Genomic DNA, 22,691 nt, shown 5'->3' on the forward strand with positions numbered 1-22,691 from the left:
GTTGTTAAAATAGCTTATTTAAAAAAATAAATTTATAGATTTACAATAAACTCATATATTTTGATTGAATCCGATAAAATATTTAATTTAAAAACAAAAGAATTAGGAAATAATAATTTTCTATTTGTCATTGAAATTGACAAAATAGAAGGCCGCCTAAAGGAATATATTGATGAAAAATTAGTTTCAATATGTTATGGCCCAAGAAATATTGACTTTGAAACAGTAAAAAAAAAGATATTAAATTTTTTGCTCAAGAAAAAAGAAAATGAAAAAGAATTAAATGATAATACTATTTTAATGGGAGCAATTTCGGAGTTTATGATTCATCTATTTTTAAATAAGATGAACTTCAAACAAGAATTTACATTTAAAAACTTAGAAGAAGGTTCCATAAAAAAAGGATTTGATGGATATTACAGCTTTGATAATGATAGTTGGATTTTAGAAAGTAAATCTGGAAGCATAAAAACTAATGGAAATTCTCATAATTCTAAAATTAAGGAAGCCTATTCTGGTCTTAAGAAAATGTTGAAAGGAGAAACAGCAAATAATCCGTGGGAAAATGCATATAACCATTCTAAAGTAGTTGATTCTGATGATAGTATTTCTAAAAAATTAAATCAATTAGATATTAACTATACAAATGGGAAATTTGAAGACATTAAAGAACAAAACATAATTCCAGCTTCTACAATAATTTATGATGAAAAATGGAATGAAAAAAATGATGATTTTATTAATGAAATAGATGAATTAATAAAAGAATTCGATTTTAAACAAATTAGATTAATTTGTTTAAACAAAAAATCTCTCACAAACTTTATAACTTATTTAGAAAGTTAATTACATGCAGAATCAAAACACACAATTTACATCAGCTTTCAAAAACGAAAACTTTAAAAATTTAATTGAAAAACTTACATGTGATAAAATTTTAAATGAGAATGAAAAATCTTACATTTTATCATGTGCATTATTATTCCTAAAAGAGTACGAAAAAGATAAAAGATACTCAAGTTTTGCTGATTTTGCATATTATATTATTTTAAAATACTCAGTGTTTTATGGTGATTACAAACCTCTTTATGATTTTTCTATAAACTTTGGTTTTTATCCAATTACAAAAGTCATTTTAGAAAATAATTTACTTCCAAAAACAAGTATAAATGATAAACTAATCGAACTTGAACTTGACAATTTTCAAAATATTGATGAAAAATATTTTGAAACATTTGAACAAAATAGAAATAAAAAATTATTCCTAAATGAAAAATCAAATGAAAAAAGCTATTTGGCACCGACTTCTTTTGGGAAAAGTTCTATTATAATTGACTATATTAAAAAAATTGGAAACAAAGAAAAAATTGTAATTGTAGTTCCAACAAAATCATTACTAATGCAAACTTATAAAATGATTAAAGATGCTGGTTTAAAATACAAGCTTCTTTTTCATGACGAAATGTACCAAAATGAAGATTCTTTTATCGCAATATTCACACAAGAAAGAGCATTAAGATTATTGAAAAAAGAAAAAAAAATATTTTATGACAATTTAATTATTGATGAAGCACATAAAATATTAGAAAGTGTAAAAGATAAAAGCAATAGAAGTATTTTACTTTCTAGACTAATTTCAATAAATAAAAAATTAAATAAAGATCACAAAGTTATTTATTTATCTCCATTAATTGAAGATGTTAAAAACATTGAAATATATGAAAATCAAAACATTAAAAGCTACAGGATAAATTTCAATATAAAAGAACCAGAAATATTTGAATATAAACTCAACGGAGATATAATAAAACATAATAGGTTTTTTATAAATGATATATTTAAAGGTTTTAAAATTAATGAGTTTCAAAATTATTTTGAATATTTAATATTAAACTCATGTGAAAAAAATTTTATTTATCATGCAAGACCAAAAAAAGTTGAAAACATAGCTAGAGATTTATGTAAAAATCTAAAAAGAACAGAAAAAACAGAAAGTGTAAAAACCATCATTGATATATTAAGAAATGAAGTTCATAAAGATTTTTATGTTATTGATTGTTTAGAATATGGTGTTTCATATATTCACGGGCAAATGCCAGATTTAATAAAAGAATATTTAGAATTAAAATATAAAGAATTAAACGAAATAAAGTTTTTGGTTGCAAATTCAGTAATACTTGAAGGCATAAATATGCCTATTGATTCATTATTTATTTTTAATACTTATGGTTTGGGTCCAAAGGGTTTAAATAATCTCATTGGTCGGGTGAATAGATTGAATGAAATTTTTAGAAATAATGAAAATAAACTTTTTAAGTTACTTCCTAAAATTCACTTTATCAACAATAACGAATATGACTCAACAGAAAAAACAATTAGTAATATGTTTCCAAGTATTAAGTCTTTGAGATCAAGAGTTTTTAAAGATGAAATAAAAAATCCAACATTACTAAACTATGATATTGAATCAATAAAAGATAAAATTCCTGAAGAACAAGAACGATTAAGAGACTTAAAAAGAAAAATTCAAAATCAAGAAAAATTTCTTAGTGAAATTCCAAACAACAGATTTGATGAGCTTAAACAATATTTGATAGAGTCAGGAATTATAAATCTATACAAATGTGATATTGAAAAATTAGTCACAATAGTTTTAAATAATTTAGAACAAAAAAATCTTTGGGAAGGTTTAGATTTATTGGAAAAAATATATATAATTTTTATTAAAAACAATTTAGAGATTGTTCAAGATAATGAATTTAAAAGGTTTGATTTTGAAGAAACAAGAAAACACTATAAATTTTATATTGAGGTAAATCAAAAAAGGTCATTAAAAGAAAATGTTGAATCACTAAAAAAATATTTTGAAGAAAAAGCCAAGTCCGAAATTAAAAAAGAAAGAATGTTCTATTTTGGATCTGCGTATGGTAACGAAGTATATGATAGTAATAACTACATTAAAAGTTCAAAAGTTTATATTGATTTAGGAAAAATTAAAGATGAAAGAGAATTAATAAATTTAGCTATTGTTAAACTAAAAATGGAAGACAACTTTGTGAGTTTTACATTAAATAAATTTATTGTTTTCCTTTACGATTATGAATTAATATCAGAGAACGAATACAATCTCTATGTCTATGGCACAATTGATAAAAACAAAATAAAGTTTACTAAATTCGGCATGAATATTAGCTTAATTAGTAAGCTTGAAAATGACAATCAAATCAACAATATTGACTTTGATGACAACAATAACTTAATTATCAATGAATCTTTTAAAAGTTATCTAAATACATTAAATGATTTTCAAAAATTCGAAATTGAGAGATTTTTATAGATAACAATTTAATATTCACAACAAGAATCAATCACTATAACACCCTCTAAAAAATCAATACTTTTCACTTCTTCAAAAAAGTCAATTTCGGTTTCGTGAGGTAAAAAATCGGAGATGATGCGCACGATAAAATCTTGTGGTTTTTTCAAATATTTAAACGTGTAATCTTCCATATTTACAACCGTTTTTTCGGCTAAATCGGTTGTTCTTACAAACTTATCTGAAGTTAAAGAAGACAAACAAGGTAAATTTAGCTTTGGCTTTTCGGTGATAATGGGTTTTCCGTTTTCAAACAAGCCGCCTTCGTAACCGTATAGCGAAGCATTGGTAATTTCGATAGGTTTACCTAAATGCAAATAATCGGGTAAATGAGCTTCTTTTCCAACTACAGCAGCAAAACCCATTAACACACAAATATCGTGTGGTGGCATTTGCATCATCGCCTTAGCCGTACTTTCACGACCAATTCCAGAAACGATTACTTCGTACGTATGATTCAAATTGGAAATTCGATCTAAAGCGTTTAGGACTTTTTCTCGCTCAATTTCCATTGGGGTTAGGATGATTATCTTCAATGTGCAATTTTTTGAAATACAAAGTAAAAGAAATCTATCTTAGTTTCCTAAATTTGTAACATGTCAAAACTACCTAATATCACCACCAGTATTTTCTCTGTAATGTCGCAATTAGCGAACGAGCACGGAGCTATTAATTTATCGCAAGGATTTCCAAATTTCCCTGAAGATGAACGTTTGTTGCAAATTTCGGAACGCTTAATTCGTTCGAACATTCACCAATATACACCAATGGCAGGTTTACCTTCGTTATTGGAAAAAATTGCGAATCAAACGTTAAAACAATACGGCAGAAAAGTCAATACCACAACTGAACTATTGATTACCGCTGGCGCTACACAAGGCGTTTTTACTGCAATTAATACGTTTGTAAATCAGGGAGATGAAGTGTTGATTTTAGACCCAAGTTATGACAGTTACGAACCTTCGGTTTTAGTTGCTGGTGGAAAACCCGTACGTGTTTCATTAAACGATGATTACACGCCGAATTTCAACCGAATTGAAAGCGCGATTTCACATAAAACCAAAATGATTGTCATTAATAATCCACATAATCCTACAGGGAGAATTTGGACCGAACAAGATTTTGAAGCTTTAGAAACCATTTTAGAAAAACATCCTCAAATTCTTATTTTGGGAGACGAAGTATACGAATACATTACGTTTTCACAACCGCATATTTCGTTTAATACACGTCCAAAATTAGTAGAGCGAACTATTATTGCATCTTCTTTTGGAAAATCGTTGCATGTTACGGGTTGGAAAGTGGGTTATTTAATTGCGCCTGAAAATCTAATGTTCGAAATGAAGAAAGTGCATCAGTTTTTGGTGTTTAGTGTGAATAGTTTTTCACAACACGCTATTTCGGAATACTTGGATGTGGTTGATTTTAGTGAAGTTTCCAAAATGTACCAACGCAAACGGGATTTGTTTCAAAACCTGATCAAAAGCAGTCGTTTTGAGTTAATGCCTTGTGATGGAACGTATTTTCAAGTGGTGAATTACAACCAAATTTCGAATAAAAACGATGTGGATTTTGCTAAAGAATTGATAGTAAATCATGGTGTGGCTTCCATTCCGATTTCAGTTTTTTATAATGATGCTACGGATAGACACATGCTTCGTTTTTGTTTTGCCAAAACGGATGAAACCTTAATTGCGGCGGCTCAAAAGTTGATTCAAATTTAATTTTTAAAAACATATAAGCCCTATACACTTTTGGTATCTCTTTTTAGTTTATATTTACTAAAAACTAATCTATTATGGCAAAAAGTCAAGACGCAAAGAAAACTTCAAAAAAGGAACCTTTGAAAACCGCAAAAGAGAAAAAAGAAGACAAACGCAATAAGAAAAACACGCCAAAACGTGATTAAAAATTTTAAGAAACACGAATTTTTTTCGTGTTTTTTTATTCTTAATAACTTCAAGATTAATCGTAATAAAACGGCACAAATAAAGACTAAAAAAGGCAGTACTAATACATTCAAAAATATTTTTATTTGGTTATTTTTCTAATTCTAAATCAGTTATATAAGACTTTAACCCATTGTTAACAAAATTGCCTTGAAAAAACCATAAATAATTGTATTTTTACCACTTAAAATTTTTAACAATCAAATGGGTAAAATCATTGCAATTGCCAATCAAAAAGGTGGTGTAGGAAAAACAACTACTTCAGTTAACTTAGCAGCTTCTCTTGGTGTTTTAGAAAAAAAAGTGCTTTTAATCGATGCAGATCCACAGGCTAACGCCAGTTCGGGTTTAGGAATTGATGTGGAAAGTGTGGAAATTGGTTCGTATCAAGTTCTAGAACATAGCGCAACACCTGAAGAGGCAACCGTTTCTTGTTCGGCACCAAATGTTTCGGTGATTCCAGCTCATATTGACTTGGTGGCTATCGAAATTGAATTAGTAGACAAAGAAAATCGCGAGTACATGCTAAAAACAGCATTGGAAAGTGTAAAAGATAAATACGATTATATATTAATTGACTGTGCTCCTTCTTTAGGGTTATTAACATTAAATGCATTGACAGCTGCGGATAGCGTGGTAATTCCAATTCAGTGCGAATATTTTGCATTAGAAGGGTTAGGAAAATTATTAAACACCATTAAAAGTGTACAAAAAATTCACAATCCTAATTTAGATATTGAAGGATTGCTCTTAACTATGTATGATTCTCGTTTGCGTTTATCAAATCAAGTAGTTGAAGAAGTACAAAAACACTTCAACGATATGGTATTTGAAACTATTATTCAGAGAAATATCAAGTTAAGTGAAGCTCCAAGTTTTGGCGAAAGCATTATTAATTATGACGCAACGAGTAAAGGAGCGACTAATTATTTGAACCTGGCGGAAGAAATTATTAAGAAAAATCAATAATAGAGAAGATGACAAAAGCGGTAAAAAAACAAGCCTTAGGAAGAGGATTATCAGCTTTATTAAAAGATCCTGAAAACGATATTAAATCGGTTGAGGATAAAAATGCTGATAAAGTAGTAGGAAATATTATTGAATTAGATATTGAATCGATTGAAATTAATCCGTTTCAACCGAGAACAAATTTCAACGAAGAAACTTTACAAGAATTAGCCAAATCGATTAAAGAATTAGGTGTAATTCAACCCATTACTGTTAGAAAATTAGATTTCAATAACTACCAATTAATTTCAGGAGAGCGTCGTTTGCGAGCTTCAAAATTAATCGGATTAAAAACAATTCCGGCTTACATTCGTTTAGCTAATGATAATGAATCATTGGTTATGGCATTGGTGGAAAACATTCAACGTCATGATTTAGATCCAATTGAGGTCGCTATTTCGTACCAACGTTTAATCGAAGAAATCAATTTAACACAAGAAGAATTGAGCGAGCGCGTAGGTAAGAAACGTTCAACTATTACCAATTATTTGCGTTTGTTGAAATTAGACCCAATTATTCAAACTGGAATGAGAGATGGATTTATATCAATGGGACACGGAAGAGCGTTGATTAACATTGAAAATCAAGATGTTCAAAGCGATATTTATCATAAAGTGGTAACGCAAAATCTTTCCGTAAGAGAAACAGAGGCATTGGTTAAAAATTACCAAGATAGTTTAAAACCAAAAACGGCAAAACCTGCAAAAGGTAACTCATTTGACATCAAAGAAGATGAGAAAAAAGTATTTGCAAATTATTTCGGAACTAAAGTTGACGTTAAAGTAGCTGGTAATGGGAAAGGGAAAATTACTATTCCGTTCCATTCAGAGGAAGATTTTAATCGTATTTTAAAATTAATTAATTCTTAGTGAGAGTTCTTCGTTACATAGTAATACTAGCCTGTCTTTTTTTGAGTTTTCAAGGAAATGCACAGGAAGAAATGTCATTGCGCCCTGCTGATACTGTAAAAACATTTATCAATCCAAATGCTCCTGCAAAAGCAGCTTTTTATTCTGCTTTGGTTCCGGGATTAGGACAAGCTTATAACAAAAAGTATTGGAAAATTCCGATTGTATATATTGGATTAGGTGTTGGAATTTATTCTTATGCATGGAACCAAAAAAAATATCACGGCTTTAGAGATGAATATAAAAAACGTTTAGATGGAACTTCTCTAGGTGATGCAGACCCAACTTATGGTGATTTTACAAATGATAAATTAATAAGAGGTCAAAAATTTCACCAAAGAAATAGAGATTTATCAGCATTAATCACTGCTGGAATTTATATCTTAAATATTGTTGATGCCAATGTTGATGCACACTTAATGCAATTCAATGTAAACGACAATTTATCCGTTAAACCTGATTTGAACCAAAATGAATTGGATTATAAATACAATTATGGCTTAACACTTACCTATAATTTTTAACAAAAAATTGGGTAACAATTTCTTAAAAATCCAACTAATTCATTATGAAAATAGCACTTTTAGGTTACGGAAAAATGGGAAAAGTTATTGAACGAATAGCTTTAGAACGCGGTCATGAAATAGTATTAAGAAAAGACCATAATTCTTCATTTAACGGATTAGAAAATGCCGATGTTGCCATTGATTTTAGTGTACCAGATAGTGCAGTCGCTAATATTTCAGAATGTTTAAATAGTGGAATCCCTATTATTTCTGGAACAACAGGTTGGTTAGCTAACTATCCAAAAATGGAAACTTTGTGCCTAGCTAAAAATGGAAGTTTCATTTATGGTTCTAACTTCAGTTTAGGTGTAAATGTATTTTTTGAATTGAATGAATATTTAGCAAAAATGATGGCAAATTTGAAACAATATAAAGTTTCAATGGAAGAAATTCATCATACACAAAAACTAGATGCACCAAGCGGAACAGCTATCACACTGGCTGAAGGCGTTATCAAACATACTGATTATGCTAATTGGACATTAGAAACCCCTATTAGCAACGAAATACATATCGAAGCAAAACGTATTGAAAATATCCCCGGAACGCACAGCATTTTTTATGATAGTGAAGTAGATCAAATAGAAATCAAACACACCGCTCACAGCAGAGAAGGATTTGCTTTAGGAGCCGTAATTGCTGCTGAATGGCTAATTGGCAAAAAAGGTGTTTTCACTATGAAAGATGTTTTGGGGTTTAACTCAAAATAAACAATTATACAATTTAACAATTAAACGATATTAAAAATGGAAATATCTGGTTGGTTACTTTTTATCTTATTAGTTCAATTAATTCATGGAATTGGAACTTGGAAATTATATGTAAAAGCGGGTAGAAAAGCATGGGAAGCATTCATTCCAGTATATAACGGAATTGTTTTGATGCAAATGATTAATCGTCCAAAATATTGGATATTATTGCTATTCATTCCTGTTATCAATTTGTTTTTGTTTCCGATTATTTGGATTGAAACACTGAGAACTTTTGGTAAAAAATCAACTACCGACATGCTTTTAGGTGTGTTTACATTAGGTTTTTATATTGCCTATGTTAATTACACGCAAGAAGTAACGTATCATGAAAAGCGTGACTTAAAAGCACCAAACAAAACAATGGATACGCTTGGTTCATTGTCGTTTGCCATTATAGTAGCCACTTTAGTACACACCTATTTCATTCAACCTTTTACGATTCCAACTTCTTCTTTGGAAAAATCATTATTGGTGGGTGATTTCTTATTTGTAAGTAAATTTCATTATGGTGCTAGAACTCCTATGACACCAATTGCTGCACCAATGGTTCACGATACTTTACCGTTTGTAAAAGTAAAATCGTATGCAGCTAAACCACAACTGCCCTATTTTAGATTTCCAGCCTTACAAAAAATAGAACGCAATGATATTGTAGTTTTTAACTGGCCAGCAGATACTTTATACCACATGTACAAAGCTGCTGACAAGAGATACGACAAACCAATTGACAAGAAAACCAATTATGTAAAACGCTGTACCGCAATTCCTGGTGATAAGATAGAAATAAAAGACGGTATAATTTTCATTAATGGGAAAGAATCAATACTTCCTGAAAGAGCTAAACCTCAATATTCATACAAAGTAGCTTGGGACGGAAAGACACAAGTAAACTTAGATTACTTAGCAAAAGAATTACACATTACCGATGGCTTTGGTCAAATAGCTAATGATACTTTAATTTTTAGTGCTTTACCAAATGAATCTGTAGAGCGAATTAAAAATGTTCCTGGAATTACAAAAGTAGAACGCATAATCCACAAAGAAACTGATAAAACAATTTTCCCTGGTACAAAAAATTGGAATGTTGATAATTTAGGTCCAATTTATATTCCTGAAGCGGGAAAATCAGTTGAACTAAATAAAGAAACCTTACCTTTTTATAAAAAAATAATTAGTGATTATGAAGGTAAAGACTTAAAAGTAACAGGTGATGAAATCAGAATTGATGGTAAAATAGCTACTTCATATACATTTGAGCAAGATTACTATTGGATGATGGGTGACAACCGTCATAACTCTTTAGATTCACGTTATTGGGGATTTGTTCCAGCTGATCATATAGTTGGAAAACCTATCTTTATTTGGATGAGTATTGATGGTATTAATGATGGCATTAAAAACTGGAGCATCCGTTGGGATAGATTATTCACTACTGTTAGTGGAACAGGTCAACCACAATCTTATTTTAAATATTTCTTAATTGCTTTAGCAGGATATTTTGCTTTTGATTATTTCAGAAATAAAAAGAAGAAGAAAGAAGAAGAGAATAATGTTTAATTGTTAAACCGTTTAATTGTTTAAAAGGAATGCATAAATTTTCATTTGAAAAATTAGATGTTTGGATTGAATCAAAAGAGTTAACAAAAACAATTTATAATTTAACTATATCTTTTCCTGATTGTGAAAAATTTGGACTTGTTTCTCAATTAAGAAGAGCTTCCGTTTCCATTTGTTCAAATATTGCGGAAGGAACTTCGAGAATTTCAGATAAAGATAAAGCACATTTTATTTCTATGTCTTATAGTTCAACAATGGAAGTTTTAAATCAATTAATACTTTCTTTTGAATTAGATTATATAGATGAAACAAACTATATTAATTGTAGAAATCAAATAAATAGTATTACTAATAAATTGAATTCCTTAAGAAACTATATTCTAAAAGATAAAAACTAAACAATTTAACGATTAAACAATTCAACATTTCTAATGAACATTCTTATACATCCCACCTATTTCCCATCTATCAGCCACTATATTGCCATGGTTCAAGCTGAAAGTGTTACATTTGAAATGGAAGACAACTTTCAAAAGCAAACCAATAGAAACAGAATGTATATTTATAGTCCTAATGGAGTGCAATTATTAAATGTTCCCATAAAACATAGCAAAGATAAACACCAAAAATACAAAGACGTTAAGATTGAAAACGATTTTGATTGGCAAAAGAATCATTTCAAATCGTTAGAAGCAGCTTATAGAACTTCACCTTTTTTTGAATATTTTGAAGATGATTTTCGTCCACTTTTTGAGAAGAAACAAGAATTTATTATGGACTTAAATTTTGAGATATTTGAACTTATTAATAGTTCGTTAGGCATTAAAATTGAAGCACAAAAAACAACTGAATACTTTCACGATGTTAGAGACTACATCGATTATCGCTCTCTAGCAAATGGTAAAAAAGACACCACACAAATTGAAGAATATACTCAGGTTTTTAATGAGAAACATGGTTTCTTAAACAACTTAAGCATTTTAGATTTGTTATTTAATGAAGGTAGGTATGCGGTTGATTATTTAAAAAATCAGCAATTATAATTATTCTTTCTCTTTGATTTTTAGTCGGGCTAATTGTGGAAAATGGTCGCTCTGAATAAAATAATCTAGTGAAGAAAACTCTTTGACTTCAATATTTTTTTCTACAAAAATATAGTCAATTCTAGCAGGATAATATTTGTAGTTATATGATTTTCCAAAACCAGATCCTGCTTCTTCAAAAGCATCTTTTAAATCACCTCTAATTGTTCGATACACATAAGAAAATGCACTATTATTCATATCACCACAAATGATTTTAGGATGATGGCACGATAAATAATGCTCTTTAATTAATTCTGATTGATGTTGTTGTTGGCTAAAGGCTTTACTAATGTTCTTAAAAATAAACTTTGAACGTTTTTCATCCATTTCTTCATTGATATCGGCACTGATTTTAACCGATTCTAAATGCATACTATAAACACGTAAAGTATCTTTATCTTTTAAAATATCTGCATAAATGACACTATTGAACGAATTTGGAAACTCAATTTCACCAGAATTCACAATCTTATATTTTGAATAAATTGCTTGGCCAAATTTTAATCGGTCACCTTCTAGTTTGATTAATTTATATTTATACATATTCACATTTACGTCATCATTGGGTGAATAATCTTGCAAACATAAAATATCAGGTTGTTCGTCTAACAATAAATTCGAAATTTGATAAGGCACATCATCATTAGGTAACCATTCATATAAGTTAAATAAACGAACGTTGTAGCTCATCAATTTAAAATCGGTTTCTTCATTAGGTAAATTGGTTTCTGAGAACTTGTAAAAGCGGTGTAAAAAAGAAATTCCGAGCAACAATACCATTCCAGAAAGCAGCATTTGTCTTTTTAATTGCAATAGCCAATACACAAAAAACAGAAAATTAAGCAATAAAAAAAATGGAAGTATTAGCGTCAGTACGCTCAAAAACGGAAAAGCTTTTGGTGCCAAAAAAGGCAATGAATAGGCAACAAAAGTAGCTACAGTAAGTACTATATTAAAAAAAAACATTATTTTACTTAACCAGCTTTGCTTTTGCATTTTATTTACCTGCTTTAAACAAGAATTCTTTTTCTTCTTTTGTTAAACTATCATAACCCGATTTACTGATTTTATCCAAAATTTCATCAATTTGTTTTTGGGTAAAATCTTTATTCTGTTGAAACGAATTTACGGTTTTTTTTGTGGTATTTCGATGTACTTTTTTAAATGGTGTTTTCTTACTTGGTTTAAAAACATTTGCAATCGCATCAAAAAGGGCTGAAACAGGTTTTGTTAAATCGGTACCTAATTTTAAAAACTTAATATAAACAAACCCAAAAAGTGCTCCACCCAAATGGGCAATATGTCCGCCAGTATTTTCTAGTGGTAGTTGTATTAAATCTACAACAAGAATTACGAAAGCTATGTGCCAAAGTTTGACTATTCCAATCAGAGGGATTCGCAGCAACATAAAAGGCGCATAAACAGTTGTTGCAATTAACAACGCCATAATAGCACCACTTGCACCTACTAATAACGATGTTTTTTCTATGATAAAATACATCGAAACAAAGGTTAATCCAGAGCATATTCCACCAAGTAAATAAACACCAAGCAACTGTTTATCGGTAAAATAAGTATTGAATAATCTTCCTGAAAAATGCAGTACTAATAAATTAAAAATCAAATGAAAAATGGTTGCATGAAAAAAGTTAAAGGTAACTAAGGCCCACGGTTTGGCTAAAAACTCTGATGTATTTGAAGATAAAGCAACGAAATCAAAATAATGAAAAGCAACATTAGAAAACTTTAAAACGACTTCTAAAAGGGAGAACACTACAAAAAGACCTGTGTTCCAAAAGATTAACTTTTGCACCATACCTCCTGTTCTATATTGTAATTTTAAATCGTCTAAAATATTCATAATCTAAATTTTTCAAGCTCAAGCTCAAGTTCAAGCTTAATTGCAAAATACTTCTATAATATGAGTTTGGCATAACAAACTGAACGCTGCGACTGCCAACTGAACACCCTTACCTATCCCAGCGGTTATGATTGAATTGATTTTTTTTCCAATACCACATCATAATAAAACCAACCAATGCTCCACCTACGTGTGCAAAATGTGCAATTCCACCACCAAAAATACTATATCCCGTTACACCTGAAAATAAATCTAACAATACAATAGCTGGTACAAAAAATTTAGCTTTAATAGGTACTGGAATAAACATCAAGGCTAGTTCGGCATTAGGAAACATAAAAGCAAAAGCTACTAATAAACCATATATGGCTCCAGAGGCACCTACTGAAATTGCTTGATTACTACGTGCTACTTCATATAATATTGAAAAATTATCGCTACTAAAATTATATTTTTCAAGTAAGTGTTTAGTTGACTCATATAATAAATCTGATCTAAAAGTATTTCCATCTGTCATATCTGCATTTAACATTGTGTGCATATCAGCAGTTGAAACAGATAAACTAGAAAGTTCATTTAATAAAGAATGTATTTCATAATAATTCACTCCAGAATGAATTAAAGCTGCTCCAATTCCGCATGAAAAATAAAAGAATAAAAACTTTTTAGGTCCCCAAAAATGCTCTAACGCACTACCAAATGACACCAATGCAAACATATTAAAGAAAATATGCATTAAACCACCATGCATAAACATATGGGTAATTGGTTGCCATAATTTAAAACCATCGCTTTCAAAATAATGTAAGGCTAATAAATCAGTTGCTTGAGGCACAAAAAAAGCACCTACAAAAAATAAAACATTTAATATTAATAACTGTTTTACAGTATCGGTCATGTTCATCATATAGCAAATCTTTTATCTAAATCTTCTACCGTTATGGTAATGAATGTAGGTTTTTGAAAAGGTGAAACATTTGGTTCTTTACAAGCAAATAAAGAATTTACCAGGTTTTCTTGTTCCTTTTCGGATAAATAGGTTCCCGTTTTTACAGCTAAACTTTTTGCCATCGATTTGGCAATGCTATCGCTTTGCGAAAAACTGCTTTCTGGAATTTCGTTTTGCAAATTGCTTATTAATTCTTCCAATACAATTGAAACTTCGCTTTCAGCCATTGCAATAGGTAAACCCGAAATTTGAACCGAATCTGTATTAAATGTGTCAAAAACAAATCCAGTGTTTTCTAACGTGGGCTGTAATTCTTGTACCAATTGCATTTCATCTGTAGAAAAATACAATTCTAATGGAAACAATAATTGCTGGCTAGCTGCTTTTTGAACCGTAATATTGGTCAAAAACTGTTCATACAAAACACGTTGATGTGCTCTTCCTTGATCGATGACAAGCATGCCCGATTTGATAGCGCTTACAATATATTTTTTATGTATTTGATACGTAGTATTGGCATTGGTTTCCAGTGCTTCCTCCTCAAATAATTTCCCTATTACTTCTTCACTTTCAAAAGAAAGCGAGTCGATTTCTTCAGTATCTTGTTTGAGTCCAACATACAAACTTTCCCAATTAGCAGTATTGGTTTCCTTTTTATAACTCCCAAAAGAAGACAATGCTTTAGAAGGCTTGTCAGTAGCAAACGGATTAAATCCTGAATCCACTTGAATGGTTGGAAAATCGGCTACTTTATCTTTGTATTGGTAGGGTGTATCTAAGTTTGCATCGCGTTCAAAATCTAAAACAGGTGCTACATTAAACTGCCCCAAACTATGTTTTACTGCCGAACGCAAAATGGCGTATAACGACTGTTCGTCGTCAAACTTAATTTCTGTTTTAGTAGGATGAATATTGATATCAATAGTGTGAGGAGGCACTTGCAAATACAAGAAATAACTCGGTTGGTTTCCTTCTTTTAACAAGCCATCATAGGCACTCATAATAGCGTGATGCAAATAGGCACTTTTGATATATCTATCATTTACAAAGAAGAACTGTTCCCCTCTACTCTTTTTGGCAAACTCGGGTTTTCCTACAAATCCTGTAATATTGATTAACTCCGTTTCTTCAGAAACAGGTACTAATTTTTCATTGGTTTTTCCACCAAAAATATTCACAATGCGTTGGCGATAATTGGAACTCGGCAAATTATACAATTCACTACCATTGTGGATCAAGGTAAATGAAATGGAAGGATGTGCCATTGCAACGCGCTGAAATTCATCCATTACGTGTCGAAATTCAACGGTTTCCGATTTTAGGAAATTTCGTCTAGCTGGTATATTAAAAAACAAGTTTTTCACTGCAAACGAAGTTCCTTTGGGTAAAACTGCTATGTCTTGCTTGATTAATTTACTTCCTTCAATAATGATAAGATTACCTAATTCTTCTTGGTCTTGCTTGGTTTTCATTTCCACGTGTGCAATTGCGGCAATAGAAGCTAATGCTTCTCCCCGAAAACCTTTGGTATGTAAATCAAATAAATCTTCCGCCTGACGAATTTTTGAAGTGGCATGACGCTCAAAACACAAGCGTGCATCGGTTGTATTCATACCTAATCCATTGTCAATGACCTGTACTAATGTTTTTCCAGCTTCTTTTACAATTAATTTAATATCAGAAGCTTTGGCATCGACTGCGTTTTCTAACAATTCTTTTACTACAGAAGCTGGACGTTGAACGACTTCTCCTGCAGCAATTTGATTGGCAACATGATCGGGTAAAAGTTGGATAATACTAGCGGCCATTTCTATTTTTTTCTCTGTAAATAATCTGTTTCCTGCAAAAATAATGAATTATAAATGGTTAAATTATAAAAAAATCAAAACAGTTTGTTAGAATTTTAATTTATTTTATAAACACGTCATAACCAAAACGCAACAAAGCAATGCTTACAATGATTAAAAAGAATACACGTATAAATCCGTTTCCTTTTGAAATGGCTAATCTTGCTCCTAACCAAGAGCCTGTGGCATTACAAATTGCCATAGGGATTGCAACTGCCCAAATGATTTTCCCTTTTAACACAAATAGGGTTATGGAACCAAAGTTTGTAGCAAGGTTTACTAATTTTGCATTGGCAGAGGCTTGTAAAAAATCGAATCCTAAGAAAGCGATGAATGCCATAATTAATAGACTTCCTGTTCCAGGACCAATAAATCCGTCATAAAATCCGAGCACGATGCTTATAAGTATGGCATAAAAATAGTGTTGTTTGCTACTTAATTTATTAGATTGATATTGTCCAAAATCTTTTTTTAAATAAGTGTAAAGTAATAACAATATTAGTATTGCAAAGAGTAAGGGTTTCATGAAATCGTTTTGCATCACATTCAACAAACTAGACCCTAAATAGGCAAATGTGAAAGACACCAAAGCCATAACGGCAAATAATTTCCAATTGACATTTACCCTTTTTAAATATTGGTAGGTAGCTATACTAGTACCACTGAAGCCAGGAATTTTTAGGGTTCCAATAATGGAAGCAACAGGAACATTAGGCAATAAAATCAAAGCTGCTGGTGTTTGAATTAAGCCACCGCCACCAACAATGGCATCAATAAAACCTGCTACGAAAGAAGCAATACAAAGAAAAAGGATGGTGTAGGTTTCCATTTTTTAGTTTTCAGTCACAGTTTTCAGTCACAGTAAAACTACTTACTGCGACTGAAAACTGAAAACTGAATTTATACTCTTACGATATTAGCTCCGATAGCGCGAAGTCTTTCATCAATGCGCTCATAACCTCTATCTATTTGTTCAATATTTTGAATGGTTGAAGTTCCTTTTGCTGTTAAAGCGGCAATTAATAATGAAATTCCGGCTCTAATATCAGGTGAACTCATTGTAGTTGCTTTTAATTGTGATTGGAAATTATGTCCCATTACTACCGCTCTGTGTGGATCACACAACATAATTTTTGCCCCCATATCGATTAATTTATCTACAAAGAACAAACGGCTTTCAAACATTTTTTGATGAATTAACACATCACCTTTTGCTTGGGTACAAACTACTAATACAATACTCAATAAATCTGGTGTAAATCCAGGCCATGGTGCATCAGAAATTGTTAAGATAGAGCCATCGATATCGGTTTTAATTTCATACCCGTCTTTGTGAGCTGGAATATATATATCATCTCCTTTTCGTTCTAAGGTAATTCCTAACTTTCTGAATACGTTTGGGATTTGTCCTAAGTTATCCCAACTTACGTTTTTAATTGTAATTTCACTTCTTGTCATGGCTGCAAGACCAATCCACGAACCAATTTCAACCATGTCTGGTAAAATCTTGTGTTCGCAACCACCTAAACTTTCTACTCCTTCAATAGTTAATAAGTTTGACCCAACCCCTGAGATTTTAGCTCCCATTGCGTTTAGCATTTTACACAATTGCTGTAAATATGGTTCACAAGCAGCATTGTAAATTGTAGTGGTTCCTTCTGCTAAAACAGCTGCCATCACAATATTTGCAGTTCCAGTTACAGAAGCTTCATCTAACAACATGTAAGAACCTTGTAGTCTTCCGTCAATTTCTACACCATAAAAATGGTCTTCTCTTTCGTATCTAAATTTAGCACCAAGATTGATAAAACCTTCAAAATGTGTATCTAAACGACGACGACCAATTTTATCTCCTCCAGGTTTAGGAATATAACCACAACCAAAACGGGCTAATAATGGTCCCACAATCATGATGGAACCTCTTAAACTTCCGCCTTCTTTTTTAAAGGCTTCTGTTTTTAGATAATTTACATTGACTTCATCTGCTTGAAATGTATAATCGCCAGGACCGTTTTTTTGAATTTTTACACCTAAATTTCCTAAAAGTGTAATTAATTTATTAACATCAATAATATCTGGAATATTGGTAACTCTTACTTTTTCAGAAGTTAGTAAAACAGGACATAAAACTTGTAAAGCTTCATTTTTTGCACCTTGAGGAGTAATTTCTCCTTTTAACGATTTGCCCCCTTCAATTTTAAATGTTCCCATGTAATTAACTATTTTTTTTGAATGTATTTTTATTGTTTTTGTTTAAGTGTCCTTTGTTGTTATTTTTCTTCACAATTCCTGGTTTATTTGTACTGAATTGAGTTTTATTAGACACTTTTTTATTGACTTTCATCAAATCATGTGTATTCGAAAGTTCTTCATTTGATTTAGAAAGATTTAATTTACCACCCGAAAGTTCGAACAAATGTTCAAAAATCACTTCGTCAGTTACTGTATCTTTATTCCAACTCAAATAGCATTTTTTCATGTGATTAGCGATAACTAGAACTAATGCATTTTTTAATTCGCTTTCTTCCCAGCTGTTAGCAACATCAATCATGTATTTGATGTTATTTCCATAAAAACGATACTTTGGAAAGTTTTGAGGATATTTTAATCGATCTGGTTTTTGTGTTAGAATATCTTTTGAAGGAATAGGATAAGGTGAATCTACCTCTAAATTAAAATCAGACATGATAAATAGCTGATCCCATAATTTGTGTTGAAAATCGGGTACATCTCTTAAATGAGGGTTTAATGACCCCATTACAGAAATGATGTATTTTGCAGCTTTGTTTCGTTCTTCTCTATCTTCAATTGCCGTTGCTTGGTCAATTAATTTTTGCAAATGCCTTCCATACTCTGGAATAATTAAATGAGAGCGTTGCGAATTATATTCTAAATAACTTACTTCTTCTATCATGATTTTTTATAATGAAATGATGCCTTCTATATCAGAAACAGCAATATATTTATCAATTACACTTTGAGCACTAGGCATCAATACACTAATCGAAACACTGGTAAACTTTCCAGTTTTAGATTGTTGTGTACTTATTACAGCACCCATATCGTTAAATTCTGCTTCTATTTTAGCAATACTATGATTATCTGAAGGCAAAATAAATTTAAATAAATACTCTGAGGGCCAAAGTGTTGCGTTTGACAGTTCTTCTTTTAATCGAATGTAAAAATCTTCTGTTTTCTTATCCATCATCATTTCTTAATTGAAAAGCAAATATACTTTTTTATGTTCAGAATTATATTGTTACCACTTATAAAATTTTTAAGTTGATTAGATTTTTAAAAAAACTTACTTTTGCCAATTAGATTTTCGTTTATGAATAAAGAAATTGTGGTTTTAATAGGCGGGCCTAGCTCAGGAAAAACAACCTTAATTGAAGCACTTAAAGAAAAAGGATATACATGTTATCCAGAAATTTCGCGTGAAGTAATTAAAGAAGCACAAGAACAAGGCATTGCACAATTGTTTCTTGAAAAGCCCTTATTGTTTAGCGAATTGCTTTTAGAAGGCAGAAAAAAACAATTTCGTTCTGCACAAAACGAAGCTGCTCCAATTGTATTCTTAGACCGTGGAATTCCTGATGTTTTGGCCTACATGCATTACATTGGTGATTCATATCCTGCTTTTTTTGACCAAGCATGTAAAGACCACACCTACACTTCCATTTTTGTATTACCCCCTTGGAAAGATATTTATGTAAGTGATGCAGAACGTTATGAAAACTACGAGCAAGCCGTTTTAATTCACGGACATTTGATGGAAACCTACCAAAAGTATGGTTATTCAATAGTAGAAGTTCCAAAAGACACTGTTGAAAACCGTATTGATTTTATTATGAAACATCTTGCAAAATAAAACTTTTTGTACCTTAGTGTTTCTAAAAGCCTTATTACATGTCTGAAGCCTTATTATTACTTCAAAAATACTGGAAACACGAAAGTTTTAGAGCTCCACAAGAACAAATTATTCAATCGGTTCTAGAAGGGAATGACACCTTTGCTTTATTACCAACAGGTGGTGGAAAATCGGTTTGTTTTCAGATTCCAGCTTTGCTTTTAAATGGAATTTGTTTGGTTGTTTCGCCTTTGGTTGCTTTAATGAAAGATCAGGTACAAAATTTACAAAGCAAAAACATCAAAGCAATTGCCTTAACTGGTGGAATTTCGCAAGATGAAGTGATTGATATATTAGACAATTGCCAATTTGGAAATTACAAATTTTTATACCTTTCACCAGAGCGCCTTCAACACGATTGGATTGTAGAACGTTTGAAACAACTCCCTATAAATTTAATTGCTATTGACGAAGCACATTGTGTAAGCCAATGGGGACACGATTTTAGACCCGCATATTTAAAAATTTCGGAACTAAAAACTTCATTTCCTAAAACCCCTTTTTTAGCTTTAACAGCAACTGCAACTAAACGTGTACAAGATGATATTTGTAAAAATTTAGCCTTAGAAAATCCACAATTTTTCACCAAATCATTTACCCGAGAAAATTTAGCCTATCACGTTATTAAAACAGAAGATAAACTATTTAAAATACAACAAATTCTCACCAAAAACCCACAATCATCAATTATCTATGTACGCAATCGAAAATCGTGTATTGAAACTTCGCAACAGTTGAATCAATTGGGATTTACAACCACTTTTTATCACGGTGGTTTACCAGCAAAAGAGAAAGAAAAAAACATGCAATCTTGGCTAGAAAGCAAAGTTCAAGTTATGGTTGCTACGAACGCTTTCGGGATGGGAATTGACAAACCCGATGTAAAAACCGTTATTCATATTCAACTGCCTGAAAATATTGAAAATTATTACCAAGAAGCAGGAAGAGCTGGAAGAAACGGTGAAAAAGCCTTTGGAATTATTCTAACCAATTCGAGTGATATCGAATACACAAAAAGGCAATTTATTGATGTTTTGCCAGATAAAAAATTTGTTCGTGAAGTTTATATAAAATTAAACAACTATTTTCAAATTGCCTATGGAGAAGGTTTTAACGAAAGTTTTGCTTTTAACCTAAACCAATTTTGTTCACACTATAATTTACCAATTTTAAAAGTTTTTAATAGTTTACAATTTTTGGACCGGCAAGGTATTTTGACCTTTCAGAGCGAATCTTCTGAAAAAATCAGTTTGCAATTTATCATACCAAGTAAAGAAGTACTTCGCTACATTAGTTTACATCCGCATGATGAGGCTATTATTACCACCATTTTGAGAACCTATTCAGGTATTTTTGATATGGAAACAATAATTAATCCGCATCTCGTTGCAAAGAAATCTAATAGCACTGAATCTGCCGTAATAAAAGTTGTCGAGCAATTATCTGAAAGTCAATACATTATTTTACACGCTAAAAACAATGATAGTTCGATTACATTTAATGAAGTACGTGAGGATGATTTAACCATTAATCGAGTTGCTAAATTTTTAGAACACCAAAACCAATTGAAGCAAGATCAATTTCAGAGTGTGGTTGATTATATTTTAAATGAAGATAGTTGTAAGAACAAGCTGCTTCTCGCCTATTTCGATGAGATTACCAATGAAGATTGTGGTATTTGTTCTTATTGCTTTTCGAAAAAGAAACAACATCCTGTAGCAACAACAGATTTAATTCTACAATTATTACAAAAAAGAAATTTATCTTCACGAGAAATTGAAAATTCGCTTCAAATTTCTTCTGAAGCCACTATCTTTGCATTGCAATTGTTATTAGAGCACAATAAAATTGCCATTAATTCTTACAATCAATATTACTTATTATAATGGAAAAACTTAGAATTGTATTCATGGGAACACCCGACTTTGCCGTGGGAATTTTGGATACTATTTATCAAAATAATTATGAAATTGTTGGTGTAATTACTGCACCAGATAAACCCGCAGGTCGTGGTCAAAAAGTAAGCATAAGTGCGGTGAAAGCATATGCCGTTTCAAAAAACTTACGCTTACTACAACCTAGCAACCTAAAATCTGAAGATTTTTTAGCCGAGTTAAAAAGTTTGAATGCTAATTTACATGTTGTCGTTGCATTTAGAATGTTGCCAGAAGTGGTGTGGAAAATGCCAAAATTAGGTACGTTTAACCTGCACGCTTCTTTATTACCTGAATATCGTGGTGCAGCACCAATCAATTGGGCAATTATTAATGGTGAAACTAAAACAGGTATAACTACTTTTTTTATTGACGACAAAATTGATACCGGTGCGATGATTTTAAGTAAAGAAACTACCATTGGAGACAATGAATCAGCAGGAGAATTGCACGATAGATTAATGCATTTAGGAAGCGAAACAGTTATTGAAACGTTGCAATTAATAGAAAAAGGTGAAGCTACTACAACAATTCAAACGGAACATCCTGATGTTAAAACGGCTTATAAATTAAACAAAGAAAACTGCAAAATAGATTGGTCGCAAACTGGAAAAACTATTTTTAATTTAATTAGAGGCTTATCACCATATCCAGCTGCTTGGACCTATATAAAAGATGGCGAAAACGAATGGAATGTAAAAATATATACCGCATCGTTTGAAGAAAAAGAGCATACTGATGCCGTAGGAAAAATTAGCACAACAAAAAAAGAAATTTTCATTTCCACAAAAGATGGTTTACTAAAAATTACTAGCTTGCAATTTCCAGGAAAGAAAAGAATGTTAGCACATGAACTCTTAAATGGAATATCATTTTCAGAAAACGCTATGGCGCTGTAAGCCTTGAAAACGCTACAATTGAGCCTAAATTTTAAAAAAACAAACAATGTTATTAACATTTAAGCTATTTTATTAACATTTTCATCGAAA

Annotated in this window: 22 protein-coding genes; 13 read left to right on the top strand and 9 right to left on the bottom strand. The window is 31.0% G+C overall.

All coding sequences use genetic code 11. From position 1 onward, the window contains the following. Window positions 1–60 precede the first annotated feature (60 nt). Both VK164_RS06640 and VK164_RS06645 read left to right on the top strand, forming a co-directional pair. Window positions 61–846, top strand: a complete 786-nt coding sequence (locus VK164_RS06640) for a hypothetical protein (protein WP_324208604.1) — start codon at window positions 61–63, stop codon at window positions 844–846. A 4-nt stretch (window positions 847–850) separates the two neighbouring features. Beyond that, the gene (locus VK164_RS06645) at window positions 851–3,337 is read left to right on the top strand and encodes a DEAD/DEAH box helicase (RefSeq protein WP_324208605.1); all 2,487 of its coding nucleotides are present in this window, start codon (window positions 851–853) and stop codon (window positions 3,335–3,337) included. 8 nt (window positions 3,338–3,345) lie between these two features. On the opposite strand, the gene VK164_RS06650 is transcribed toward VK164_RS06645, so the two are convergent. Beyond that, complete coding sequence (locus VK164_RS06650; protein ID WP_324208606.1) at window positions 3,346–3,912, bottom strand: hypothetical protein; 567 nt, start codon at window positions 3,910–3,912, stop codon at window positions 3,346–3,348. Window positions 3,913–3,972: 60 nt separating this feature from the next. Between VK164_RS06650 and VK164_RS06655 the strand changes: the two genes are divergently transcribed. The 8 genes from VK164_RS06655 to VK164_RS06690 all read left to right on the top strand — a co-directional run bounded on the left by VK164_RS06655 (window position 3,973) and on the right by VK164_RS06690 (window position 11,159). Continuing rightward, the gene (locus VK164_RS06655; RefSeq protein WP_324208607.1) at window positions 3,973–5,100 is read left to right on the top strand and encodes a methionine aminotransferase; all 1,128 of its coding nucleotides are present in this window, start codon (window positions 3,973–3,975) and stop codon (window positions 5,098–5,100) included. A gap of 429 nt (window positions 5,101–5,529) precedes the next feature. After that, window positions 5,530–6,294: a ParA family protein gene (locus VK164_RS06660; protein WP_291264470.1), complete on the top strand. Its 765-nt coding sequence runs from the start codon at window positions 5,530–5,532 to the stop codon at window positions 6,292–6,294. Between the two features lie 8 nt (window positions 6,295–6,302). After that, entirely contained in the window at window positions 6,303–7,202 is a 900-nt protein-coding gene (locus VK164_RS06665; protein ID WP_324208608.1) for a ParB/RepB/Spo0J family partition protein, read from the top strand. Then, entirely contained in the window at window positions 7,202–7,765 is a 564-nt protein-coding gene (locus VK164_RS06670; protein ID WP_324208609.1) for a DUF5683 domain-containing protein, read from the top strand. The genes VK164_RS06665 and VK164_RS06670 overlap by 1 nt, the downstream gene beginning before the upstream one ends. A gap of 44 nt (window positions 7,766–7,809) precedes the next feature. Beyond that, window positions 7,810–8,517, top strand: coding sequence for a 4-hydroxy-tetrahydrodipicolinate reductase (gene dapB / locus VK164_RS06675; RefSeq protein WP_324208610.1), 708 nt, complete (start codon window positions 7,810–7,812; stop codon window positions 8,515–8,517). Window positions 8,518–8,553: 36 nt separating this feature from the next. Then, a complete protein-coding gene (gene lepB, locus VK164_RS06680; protein WP_324208611.1) occupies window positions 8,554–10,116 on the top strand; it encodes a signal peptidase I in 1,563 nt (520 codons plus the stop codon). Between the two features lie 29 nt (window positions 10,117–10,145). Further along, window positions 10,146–10,514, top strand: a complete 369-nt coding sequence (locus tag VK164_RS06685) for a four helix bundle protein (RefSeq protein WP_324208612.1) — start codon at window positions 10,146–10,148, stop codon at window positions 10,512–10,514. 33 nt (window positions 10,515–10,547) lie between these two features. Then, window positions 10,548–11,159 (top strand): WbqC family protein, encoded by a 612-nt coding sequence (locus VK164_RS06690; RefSeq protein ID WP_324208613.1) that lies wholly within the window; start codon window positions 10,548–10,550, stop codon window positions 11,157–11,159. On the opposite strand, the gene VK164_RS06695 is transcribed toward VK164_RS06690, so the two are convergent. The 8 genes from VK164_RS06695 to VK164_RS06730 form a co-directional block, all read right to left on the bottom strand. Next, entirely contained in the window at window positions 11,160–12,197 is a 1,038-nt protein-coding gene (locus VK164_RS06695) for an endonuclease/exonuclease/phosphatase family protein (RefSeq protein WP_324208614.1), read from the bottom strand. Between the two features lies 1 nt (window position 12,198). Then, the gene (locus VK164_RS06700) at window positions 12,199–13,062 is read right to left on the bottom strand and encodes a rhomboid family intramembrane serine protease (protein ID WP_324208615.1); all 864 of its coding nucleotides are present in this window, start codon (window positions 13,060–13,062) and stop codon (window positions 12,199–12,201) included. 109 nt (window positions 13,063–13,171) lie between these two features. After that, a complete protein-coding gene (locus VK164_RS06705) occupies window positions 13,172–13,969 on the bottom strand; it encodes a rhomboid family intramembrane serine protease (RefSeq protein ID WP_324208616.1) in 798 nt (265 codons plus the stop codon). After that, window positions 13,966–15,819 carry a DNA mismatch repair endonuclease MutL gene (mutL, locus tag VK164_RS06710; RefSeq protein WP_324208617.1) on the bottom strand — a complete coding sequence of 618 codons (1,854 nt, stop codon included), beginning with the start codon at window positions 15,817–15,819 and terminating at the stop codon, window positions 13,966–13,968. The genes VK164_RS06705 and mutL overlap by 4 nt, the downstream gene beginning before the upstream one ends. A gap of 100 nt (window positions 15,820–15,919) precedes the next feature. Continuing rightward, complete coding sequence (locus tag VK164_RS06715) at window positions 15,920–16,687, bottom strand: sulfite exporter TauE/SafE family protein (protein WP_324208618.1); 768 nt, start codon at window positions 16,685–16,687, stop codon at window positions 15,920–15,922. A gap of 71 nt (window positions 16,688–16,758) precedes the next feature. Further along, window positions 16,759–18,069 carry a UDP-N-acetylglucosamine 1-carboxyvinyltransferase gene (murA, locus tag VK164_RS06720; protein WP_324208619.1) on the bottom strand — a complete coding sequence of 437 codons (1,311 nt, stop codon included), beginning with the start codon at window positions 18,067–18,069 and terminating at the stop codon, window positions 16,759–16,761. Window positions 18,070–18,073: 4 nt separating this feature from the next. After that, window positions 18,074–18,772 (bottom strand): DUF4290 domain-containing protein, encoded by a 699-nt coding sequence (locus tag VK164_RS06725; protein WP_324208620.1) that lies wholly within the window; start codon window positions 18,770–18,772, stop codon window positions 18,074–18,076. A 6-nt stretch (window positions 18,773–18,778) separates the two neighbouring features. After that, a complete protein-coding gene (locus tag VK164_RS06730; protein WP_324208842.1) occupies window positions 18,779–19,063 on the bottom strand; it encodes a DUF493 family protein in 285 nt (94 codons plus the stop codon). 126 nt (window positions 19,064–19,189) lie between these two features. Between VK164_RS06730 and VK164_RS06735 the strand changes: the two genes are divergently transcribed. Genes VK164_RS06735 through fmt form a run of 3 tightly spaced genes read left to right on the top strand, consistent with a single transcriptional unit; the run spans window position 19,190 to window position 22,601 of the window. Further along, complete coding sequence (locus tag VK164_RS06735; protein ID WP_324208621.1) at window positions 19,190–19,729, top strand: ATP-binding protein; 540 nt, start codon at window positions 19,190–19,192, stop codon at window positions 19,727–19,729. Window positions 19,730–19,767: 38 nt separating this feature from the next. Then, window positions 19,768–21,654, top strand: coding sequence for an ATP-dependent DNA helicase RecQ (locus VK164_RS06740; protein ID WP_324208622.1), 1,887 nt, complete (start codon window positions 19,768–19,770; stop codon window positions 21,652–21,654). After that, on the top strand, window positions 21,654–22,601 hold the full coding sequence (gene fmt, locus VK164_RS06745; protein ID WP_324208623.1) for a methionyl-tRNA formyltransferase: 948 nt from the start codon (window positions 21,654–21,656) through the stop codon (window positions 22,599–22,601). The genes VK164_RS06740 and fmt overlap by 1 nt, the downstream gene beginning before the upstream one ends. Window positions 22,602–22,691: the final 90 nt, after the last annotated feature.

The organism is Flavobacterium sp. (assembly GCF_035299005.1).
In the GTDB taxonomy this organism is placed as follows: domain Bacteria; phylum Bacteroidota; class Bacteroidia; order Flavobacteriales; family Flavobacteriaceae; genus Flavobacterium.